Raw genomic sequence first — 1,059 nt, 5'->3', positions numbered from 1 at the left:
CAACCTGCATTGTCTCTCTATCAATCTATGGGTTTTACTGTACTAGAAGAAGTAGCGAATTACTTCGGTGATGAAGAATCCCGCTTGGTGATGGAATTCGTAAAGTAGGCCTGCACAGAAATGAGTCTAATCTGCACTTAAAATGTGCGGATTTAAAAATACCCCGTTCATCACTTTTCATAATGCCTTGTAATTAAAGCATTTTCATTATTGGCACTGTGTTTGCTATTTGTAGAATGTTCATCGTTAACTCGATGACCGCTCTCCAGAGCAGGCGGAGATGCGGGTTAGGGTATTACTTTTTAAAAATGTACTTACAGCGTTAAAGGCATTGCAGCCTCTCCAGTTTGGAGAGGCTTTTTTTTGCTCGCATGGTTGTGTTTGTAAGTCGTGTTGGTCAATAGCAGGAGGCGTAATGTCGCAAGGATGCAGAAAAACGACCTGTCCTTATTGCGGGGTAGGATGCGGGGTTGAAGTAAACTCAAAAGGAATTGTTGGGGACGATAACCATCCTGCGAACGCGGGAGCCTTATGTGTGAAAGGTGTTGCGTTGGCTGAAAGCTTAAACATGCCATCACGCCTTTTGTATCCGAAGCTTGTCACCAAAGAGCGGCCACAAGGTAAAGAAATTCACTGGTCGCAAGCCACAAACATGATTGCTGAAAAGATCCATCAAGCTAAAGCAGAATTTGGACCAGATTCCGTCGCGATGTACGTTTCTGGTCAGTTGTTAACGGAAGACTATTACGTTGCTAACAAGCTGATGAAAGGGTACGTCGGCAGCGCTAATATCGATACGAACTCGCGTTTGTGTATGTCATCGGCAGTTGCCGCACACATTCGCGCTTTTGGTGAGGATGTTGTGTCGGTCAACTATGACGACATTGATAGCACGGAATTACTGATTATCTGCGGAGCGAATACAGCATGGACGCACCCGGTGTTATTTCGTCGAATTCAACAAGCGAGAGAGAAAAATCCAAGCCTCAAGTTAGTGGTGATCGATCCACGAGAAACTGTTACGGCGCAGCAAGCCGATTTACATTTAGCGATAAAAAA

1 protein-coding gene is annotated in these 1,059 nt (G+C 44.7%); it reads left to right on the top strand.

The genetic code is table 11. The features are described 5' to 3' along the window. Positions 1-415: 415 nt before the first annotated feature. Positions 416-1,059, top strand: a 644-nt coding sequence (locus R7Z78_RS24780) for a molybdopterin-dependent oxidoreductase (protein ID WP_169643743.1), incomplete at its 3' end; no start/stop codon positions are given.

Source organism: Vibrio sp. 1167 (assembly GCF_033340375.1).
Classification (GTDB): domain Bacteria; phylum Pseudomonadota; class Gammaproteobacteria; order Enterobacterales; family Vibrionaceae; genus Vibrio; species Vibrio alginolyticus.
Note: the sequence above shows the minus strand (reverse complement) of the source record. Positions and strands in the feature narration are given on the sequence as shown.